A 7,381-nucleotide genomic window follows, 5' to 3' on the forward strand; every position below is an offset into this window, starting at 1 on the left:
TCCCCCCTCTCCCCGGGAAGCGGGGCCGCGGCGCATCCCGCCCCTACCGTTCGCGTTCTTGCGCGGCCGCGTTGTACGCCGCCACCAGCGCCCGCCGGGCCACCCGCTCCACCGGCCGCAGCGCCTCCGCACGCGCCGCCATCTCCGAGGCCGCCACCGCGCCCCCGTGGCCCCGCTCGTACGCCGGCGACACCATCAGGTCCACCCGCTGCGCCAGCGCCAGCACCCGCACCGCCCGCGCCGGATACCCCGGCGCCAGCGCGTCCCGGCCCGCCTCCGCCCGCGCCCGGTACGCCGACAGCGCCGCCTCGGCCACCGGCCCCGACGCCGCCACGTCCAGCCGCGTCAGCACCACCGTCGCCTCGCGCAGCGCCTCCGCCAGCTCCCGCTCCGCCTCACCCAGCGACGGCACGTCCGCGGGCGGGGCCTCCCGCACCGGCAGGCACCGCCACGCCACACCACCGACACGTGCACGTCCCCCGTCGGACCCGCCTCCGCGACCTCGGGCACCAGCCCCAGCGCGGCCCCCGCGCACACCACCGCCTCCTCGGCCTCCAGCGCCGCCGCGTTGAACTCCGCCGGCCCGCTCAGCCCCAGCGGATGCCCCGGCGCCGGCAGGGCCACCCGCAGCCCGGTCACCCCCAGCGCCCGCAGCCGCCCCAGCGCCAGCGTGAGCCCCACCGGACCCGGCTCACCCGGCAGCCCCGCCACCCGGTGCACCGCGTCCTCGCCCACGATCGACGACGCGGCCTCGTCGGGCGAGACATGACCGGCCAGCAGCGCGTTCCCCCAGGCGGCCAGCCGCCCTGAACGTGGTTCGAAAAGCATCCCCCCACTCTACGGATCAGGCCCCGTACCCGGCCTGGCGCCCGGACCCCTCCCCGAGTGGCGTAGGTTTTCCCCTGGGGTTTTCCCCTGGGGCCGCGCCTACAGGCGGGCACAGAGAACCGTGACTGCAAGGGGTGACAACACGCTCATGAGCGATGTTCTGGAGCTGGTGGACGTATCCGTGGTCCGCGAGGGCCGGGCTCTGGTGGACCAGGTCTCCTGGTCGGTGAAGGAGGGGGAGCGCTGGGTGATCCTCGGCCCCAACGGCGCCGGCCCCAACGGCGCCGGCAAGACCACGCTGCTGAACCTCGCCTCCAGCTACCTCTTCCCCACCAAGGGCTCCGCCACCATTCTCGGCAGCACCCTGGGCAAGCCCGGCAGTGACGTCTTCGAGCTGCGCCCGCGCATCGGCGTCGCCGGCATCGCGCTCGCCGACAAGCTCCCCAAGCGGCAGACCGTCCTGCAGACCGTGCTCACCGCCGCCTACGGCATGACCGCGACCTGGCAGGAGGAGTACGAGGAGGTCGACGAGCAGCGCGCCCGCGCCTTCCTCGACCGCCTGGGCATGTCCGACTACCTCGACCGCAAGTTCGGCACCCTCTCCGAGGGCGAGCGCAAGCGCACCCTGATCGCCCGCGCCCTGATGACCGACCCCGAGCTCCTCCTCCTCGACGAGCCCGCCGCCGGCCTCGACCTCGGCGGCCGCGAGGACCTCGTCCGCCGCCTCGGCCGTCTGGCCCGCGACCCCATGGCCCCCTCCATGGTCATGGTCACGCACCACGTCGAGGAGATCGCCCCCGGCTTCACGCACGTCCTGATGATCCGGCAGGGCAAGGTCGTCACCGCCGGCCCCATCGAACTGGAGCTGACCTCCCGCAACCTCTCCCTCTGCTTCGGACTCCCGCTGATCGTGGAGCGCAACGACCACGACCGCTGGACCGCCCAGGGCCTGCCCCTGCGCTAGCGCACCCACGGCGGACGGCCCCCGCGCCCTGTCCGGCCGCGCCCGGCGGACCTACCATGACCATGTGGACATCGACGCATGGGTGTGGTGGCTCATCGGCGCGGTCGGACTGGGCATCCCCCTCGTCCTCACCGCGATGCCGGAGTTCGGCATGTTCGCCGTCGGCGCCGTCGCCGCCTCCGTCACGGCGGCCCTCGGCGCCGGACCGGTGGCCCAGGTCCTGGTCTTCGTCATCGTGTCGGTCGCGCTGATCGCCGTCGTCCGGCCGATCGCCAACCGGCACCTCAACCAGCGACCCCAACACCGCAGCGGCATCGAGGCGTTGAAGGGCAGAACCGCAGTCGTCCTCGAACGGGTCGACGGCAGCGGCGGCCGCATCAAGCTCGCCGGCGAGGTCTGGTCCGCCCGCGCCCTCGACACGCACAGCAGTTTCGAACCCGGCCAGTCCGTCGACGTCGTGGACATCGACGGAGCGACCGCGGTCGTCATGTGAGCAAGCAGCCCACCCGCGGCCCCGGGGTCTGCGAGACTCCGATCAACGGGGCAGCACAGACAGCCGGAAGGGCACGGGGAAACGCATGCAACCGATCATCATCGTCCTGATCATCCTGGTGGTACTGGTCTTCATCGCCCTGGTCAAGACGATCCAGGTGATCCCGCAGGCCAGCGCAGCCATCGTCGAGCGGTTCGGCCGCTACACCCGCACCCTCAACGCGGGCCTCAACATCGTCGTCCCGTTCATCGACTCCATCCGCAACCGGATCGACCTCCGCGAACAGGTCGTCCCCTTCCCGCCGCAGCCGGTCATCACCCAGGACAACCTGGTCGTCAACATCGACACCGTCATCTACTACCAGGTGACCGACGCCCGCGCCGCCACGTACGAAGTGGCCAGCTACATCCAGGCCATCGAGCAGCTCACCGTCACCACGCTGCGCAACATCATCGGCGGCATGGACCTGGAACGGACCCTCACCTCCCGCGAGGAGATCAACGCCGCCCTGCGCGGAGTCCTCGACGAGGCCACCGGCAAGTGGGGCATCCGCGTCAACCGCGTCGAGCTCAAGGCCATCGAGCCGCCCACCTCCATCCAGGACTCGATGGAGAAGCAGATGCGCGCCGACCGCGACAAGCGCGCCGCGATCCTCCAGGCCGAGGGCGTCCGGCAGTCGGAGATCCTGCGCGCCGAGGGCGAGAAGCAGTCCTCCATCCTGCGCGCCGAGGGCGAGGCCAAGGCCGCCGCCCTCAAGGCGGAGGGCGAGGCCCAGGCCATCCGTACGGTCTTCGAGTCCATCCACGCCGGCGACGCCGACCAGAAGCTCCTCGCCTACCAGTACCTCCAGATGCTCCCGAAGATCGCCGAAGGCGACGCCAACAAGCTCTGGATCGTGCCCAGCGAGATCGGGGACGCACTCAAGGGCCTCTCGGGCGCCATGGGCAACTTCGGCCCCCTGGGCGGCGGTTCCGCCGGTTTCAACCCGCAGAACCCCGGCAAGGGAGCCCCCGAGGCCGCCAGCGGGCCCGAGCGCCGGGAACAGCCCCCCATCGACTGACACGGCCCTCCCCTTCGTGCATGATCAGTGAGGCCCCTCGACCTTCATGGCGGGGAGGCGACTCACTCACGCAAAGGGGATGGCTCCGTCCATGTCCATGTCCATGTCCGTCTGGGAATCACTCGCGGTCCTCGCCGCCGGAATCGGCGCCGGCACCATCAACACCATCGTCGGCTCCGGCACCCTGATCACCTTCCCCGTACTCCTCGCCACCGGCCTGCCCCCGGTGACCGCCAACGTCTCCAACACCCTCGGCCTGGTGCCCGGTTCCATCAGCGGGGCCATCGGCTACCGCAAGGAACTCCGCGGCCAGCGCGGCCGGGTCCTGCGGCTCGGCGCGGTCTCCCTCATCGGCGGACTCGCGGGCGCGATCCTGCTCCTCACCCTGCCGTCGGACTCCTTCGACACGATCGTGCCCGTCCTCATCGGCCTGGCCCTCGTCCTCGTCGTCCTCCAGCCGAAGCTCGCCGCGGCCCTGCGCCGCCGCCAGGAGGCCGCCGGCGGCGACACCGCACACCCCGACGGCGGCCCGGCCCTGCTCACCGGCATGCTGCTCTCCAGCGCGTACGGGGGCTACTTCGGCGCCGCCCAGGGCGTCCTCTACCTCGGCCTGATGGGGCTGCTGCTCCACGAGGACCTGCAACGCATCAACGCCGTCAAGAACGTGGTCGCCGCCCTCGTCAACGGCATCGCCGCCGTCTTCTTCCTCTTCGTCGCCGACTTCGACTGGACGGCCGTCCTCCTCATCGCCGTCGGCTCCACCATCGGCGGCCAGATAGGCGCCAAGGTCGGCCGCCGACTGCCCCCGGCCGTCCTGCGCGGCGTCATCGTCACGGTCGGCATCCTGGCCATCGTCCAGCTGCTGCTCCGCTGAGGGACGTAGAAGAAATACGCCGCCCCGTCCGCGGCACGAAGCGGCGGACGGGGCGGAAGAGACAGGAGCGGCGGGCGGGGATCAGGCGGAACGGGCCAGCCAGTCGGGCAGCTCCTCCTGCCCGCCGACCCCCAGCGCGAGCAGCATCGCGTCCGCCGGAGACGGCACGAAGGGCTTCCGGAGCAGCGGCATCCCCGCCTCCTCCGGAGTCCGCGCCGCCTTGCGGTGGTTGTCCTCCGCACAGGAAGCCACCGTGTTCAGCCAGGTGTCCCCGCCCCCCTGGGCCCTCGGCAGCACATGGTCCACCGTCGTCGCACGCTTCCCGCAGTACGCGCACCGGTGCTGGTCCCGGACCAGCACCCCCCGCCGCGACCAGGGAGCATGTCTTCGGAACGGCACCCGTACGTACCTGCACAGCCGGATCACCCGGGGCATCGGAAGGTCCACGGCGGCCGCACGCACACGCAGTTCGGGGTGGGACTGTTCCACCACGGCCTTGTCCTGGAGCACCAGAACGACGGCCCGGTTCAGCGACACCGTCGACAGCGGCTCGAAGCTCGCGTTCAGTACCAGCGTGTCCCGCATCTCGCCCACCTCCCGTGTGCAGGCCCGCGACCACCCTGGCGGCAAGGCCCGCAACCACTCTGGCCGCGCGCGCCACGCGGGACAACGCAATAAAAATGCCCGGCCCCGGCCTTCTTTAGACCAGGACCGGGCGAACACCGGGAGAACGATCAACGCGCCGCGGGCGACTCGTACTCACCGATCAGCTGGGCCCGGCCCAGCGCGTGGAACCGCAGGTGGAACCCGACGACCGCCGGGGAGGAGTCCGCGTCCGGCCCGAGCTGCTCCCGGTCCACCGCGTAGACGGTGAACACGTACCGGTGCCGCTCCCCGCGCGGCGGAGCCGCCCCGCCGAAGTCGCGCGTGCCGTAGTCGTTGCGCACGTGCACCGCACCCTCCGGCAGGCCCACGAAGTCCCCGCTGCCCGCGCCGGCGGGCAGCGAGGTCACCGAGGCCGGGATGTCGAAGAGCACCCAGTGCCAGAACCCGCTGCCCGTCGGGGCGTCAGGGTCGAAGCAGGTCACCGCGAAGCTCTTCGTCCCCTCGGGGAAACCCTCCCAGCTCAGCTGCGGGGAGAGGTTCTTGCCCGTCAGGACCTGGGCCGCGTGCAGATCGGCACCGGGCGAGACGTCCTCGCTGGTCACCGTGAAGGACGCCACCTCGGGGTGGAAGTCGTGCGGAAGGGGAGCCCTTTTCTGTTCGGCCACTGCTGTCCTCCTGGATCGGATGAGGGGTACGCGCCCGAGCCTAGAACCAGTTGCGCTGCGAACCGACCGAGGCGATCCACTGGTTCAGGTACGCCGCCCAGTCGGTCCCCTCGTACGAGTGCAGACCCACCTGGAAGCAGCGGTAGGTGTCACTGCCCTCGCTGAACAGCCCCGGCTTCTTGTCCATCTCCAGCACGACGTCCATCTCGTGCCCGTCCGAGACGAAGGTCAGCTCCACCTGGTTCAGGCCCCGGTACTGCGACGGCGGCAGGAACTCGATCTCCTGGTAGAAGGGCAGCGTCTGGCGCGTCCCGCGGATGTGCCCGCGTTCCATGTCCGCGCTGCGGAAACCGAAGCCCAGCTGCCGGAACGCGTCCAGGATCGCCTGCTGCGCCGGCACCGGGTGCACGTTGATCGGGTCCAGGTCGCCCGCGTCCACCGCGCGCGCGATCTCCAGCTCCGTGCTCACCCCGATGCTCATCCCGTGCAGGGGGTGGCCCTCGAAGTGGGTGATCGGCGTCTCCGCCGGGATCTCCAGCGCGAACGGCACCACGTGCAGGGCGTTCGGCTGCACCTTGAAGGCACCGCCGAGGCGCTGCTTGGTGAAGACGATGTCCTGCTTGTACTCGTGGTCGCCGCCCTCCACCTCCACCCGCGCCTGGAGACCCACCGAGAGCCCCTCGATCTGCTGCTCCACGGACCCGCCCTGGATCCGCACCTCGCCCTGGACGATCCCGCCGGGCACCACGTTCGGCTCGGTGATGATCGTGTCCACCGAAGCGCCACCGGCCCCCAGGCTCGCGAGCAGCTTCCTGAACCCCATGTCGATCTCCCCTTAAGACTTGTGCGACTACTCAGTACCAACGCGGAACATTAGGCCCCGGTTGCACGGGAGGATGTTCCACTACCCTCGGCCGGATGAGCGCGCGCCCCGACCGTACGCCCCTGCCCCGGTCCTTCTTCGACCGCCCGGTCCTCACCGTGGCCCCCGACCTGCTCGGCCGCATCCTGGTCCGCCGTACCCCGGACGGCCCGATCGAACTGCGCATCACGGAGGTGGAGGCGTACGAGGGCGAGGCCGACCCGGGCTCCCACGCCTACCGGGGCCGCACCGCCCGCAACTCCTCGATGTTCGGCCCGCCCGGACACGCGTACGTCTACTTCATCTACGGCATGTGGTTCAGCCTCAACCTGGTCTGCGGCCCTCCGGGTCACGCGAGCGGAGTACTGGTGCGGGCCGGCGAGGTGACGGTGGGCGCCGACCTGGCTGCCAAACGTCGGATTACGGCCAGAAACCCGCGAGAACTGGCCAAGGGTCCGGCCCGTCTGGCCACGGCCCTGGACGTGGACCGCTCCCTCGACGGCACCGACCTCTGCGCGGGGCCCGACTCCCCCCTCTCCCTCCTCGCGGGCACCCCCGTCCCTCCCGACCAGGTGGGCAACGGCCCGCGCACGGGAGTCGGCGGCGCCGGCGCGGCACACCCCTACCGCTACTGGATCAGCGGGGACCCGACCGTCAGCCCGTACCGCGCCCACGCGCCGCGCCGACGGGCAACTTGACTCGATCTTGGGAGACGCCTAACGTAGCGCGAGCCGCTGGAACAGGCACTGCCATCGCAGACCTGCGGGAGCGGCCAACCCACTACCTACGACGCGCCCCTGGCGGGGTCGATTTCGGTGTGCCCGAATTCGAATCCGACAGCTCGATTATGAGTTGCAGGGAATAAGCGCTAACGTGGTGGAGCGCCGAAAGGCAAAGGCCCCCAACGGCCACCGGAATTCAAATCCAAGTCGGAAACGGCGCGGAAATGATCTGGTAGAGTTGGAAACGAAGGAAGCGCCCGGAGGGCCTGGAAACAGGAACGAAGGAAGCGTCCGTACCTTGAGAACT

The 7,381-nt window shown here is 70.8% G+C and carries 8 protein-coding genes and 1 pseudogene; 5 read left to right on the forward strand and 4 right to left on the reverse strand.

The window, feature by feature from the left end:
* Positions 1–43 precede the first annotated feature (43 nt).
* A pseudogene (locus VR44_RS31750) lies at positions 44–828 on the reverse strand (hypothetical protein).
* Positions 829–976: 148 nt separating this feature from the next.
* Here VR44_RS31750 and VR44_RS31755 point away from each other — a divergent pair.
* The 4 genes from VR44_RS31755 (at position 977) to VR44_RS31770 (ending at position 4,219) form a co-directional block, all read left to right on the forward strand.
* A complete protein-coding gene (locus tag VR44_RS31755; RefSeq protein WP_045951084.1) occupies positions 977–1,792 on the forward strand; it encodes an ABC transporter ATP-binding protein in 816 nt (271 codons plus the stop codon).
* Between the two features lie 64 nt (positions 1,793–1,856).
* Positions 1,857–2,285 carry an NfeD family protein gene (locus VR44_RS31760; RefSeq protein WP_045951085.1) on the forward strand — a complete coding sequence of 143 codons (429 nt, stop codon included), beginning with the start codon at positions 1,857–1,859 and terminating at the stop codon, positions 2,283–2,285.
* 85 nt (positions 2,286–2,370) lie between these two features.
* Positions 2,371–3,345, forward strand: a complete 975-nt coding sequence (locus VR44_RS31765) for an SPFH domain-containing protein (protein WP_045951086.1) — start codon at positions 2,371–2,373, stop codon at positions 3,343–3,345.
* A gap of 103 nt (positions 3,346–3,448) precedes the next feature.
* Entirely contained in the window at positions 3,449–4,219 is a 771-nt protein-coding gene (locus tag VR44_RS31770; protein ID WP_045951091.1) for a sulfite exporter TauE/SafE family protein, read from the forward strand.
* Between the two features lie 81 nt (positions 4,220–4,300).
* Here the strand turns inward: VR44_RS31770 and VR44_RS31775 are convergent, their stop codons facing one another.
* From VR44_RS31775 to VR44_RS31785, 3 genes are all read right to left on the reverse strand, one after another.
* Positions 4,301–4,804 carry an HNH endonuclease gene (locus VR44_RS31775; protein WP_045951087.1) on the reverse strand — a complete coding sequence of 168 codons (504 nt, stop codon included), beginning with the start codon at positions 4,802–4,804 and terminating at the stop codon, positions 4,301–4,303.
* Positions 4,805–4,953: 149 nt separating this feature from the next.
* The gene (locus tag VR44_RS31780) at positions 4,954–5,490 is read right to left on the reverse strand and encodes a YbhB/YbcL family Raf kinase inhibitor-like protein (RefSeq protein WP_045951088.1); all 537 of its coding nucleotides are present in this window, start codon (positions 5,488–5,490) and stop codon (positions 4,954–4,956) included.
* Between the two features lie 40 nt (positions 5,491–5,530).
* Complete coding sequence (locus VR44_RS31785) at positions 5,531–6,313, reverse strand: sporulation protein (RefSeq protein WP_045951089.1); 783 nt, start codon at positions 6,311–6,313, stop codon at positions 5,531–5,533.
* 95 nt (positions 6,314–6,408) lie between these two features.
* Here VR44_RS31785 and VR44_RS31790 point away from each other — a divergent pair, with 95 nt between their 5' ends.
* On the forward strand, positions 6,409–7,050 hold the full coding sequence (locus VR44_RS31790; protein WP_045951090.1) for a DNA-3-methyladenine glycosylase: 642 nt from the start codon (positions 6,409–6,411) through the stop codon (positions 7,048–7,050).
* Positions 7,051–7,381 lie beyond the last annotated feature (331 nt).

Source organism: Streptomyces katrae (assembly GCF_000966975.1).
Taxonomy (GTDB): Bacteria; Actinomycetota; Actinomycetes; order Streptomycetales; family Streptomycetaceae; genus Streptomyces; species Streptomyces katrae.

Bases quoted from the DNA above. Each gene is read 5' to 3' on its own strand.
- VR44_RS31755 (WP_045951084.1), top strand. From the start codon at position 977: ATGAGCGATGTTCTGGAGCTGGTGGACGTATCCGTGGTCCGCGAGGGC.
- VR44_RS31765 (WP_045951086.1), top strand. From the start codon at position 2,371: ATGCAACCGATCATCATCGTCCTGATCATCCTGGTGGTACTGGTCTTC.
- VR44_RS31770 (WP_045951091.1), top strand. From the start codon at position 3,449: ATGTCCGTCTGGGAATCACTCGCGGTCCTCGCCGCCGGAATCGGCGCC.
- VR44_RS31775 (WP_045951087.1), bottom strand. From the start codon at position 4,804: ATGCGGGACACGCTGGTACTGAACGCGAGCTTCGAGCCGCTGTCGACG.
- VR44_RS31785 (WP_045951089.1), bottom strand. From the start codon at position 6,313: ATGGGGTTCAGGAAGCTGCTCGCGAGCCTGGGGGCCGGTGGCGCTTCG.
- VR44_RS31790 (WP_045951090.1), top strand. From the start codon at position 6,409: ATGAGCGCGCGCCCCGACCGTACGCCCCTGCCCCGGTCCTTCTTCGAC.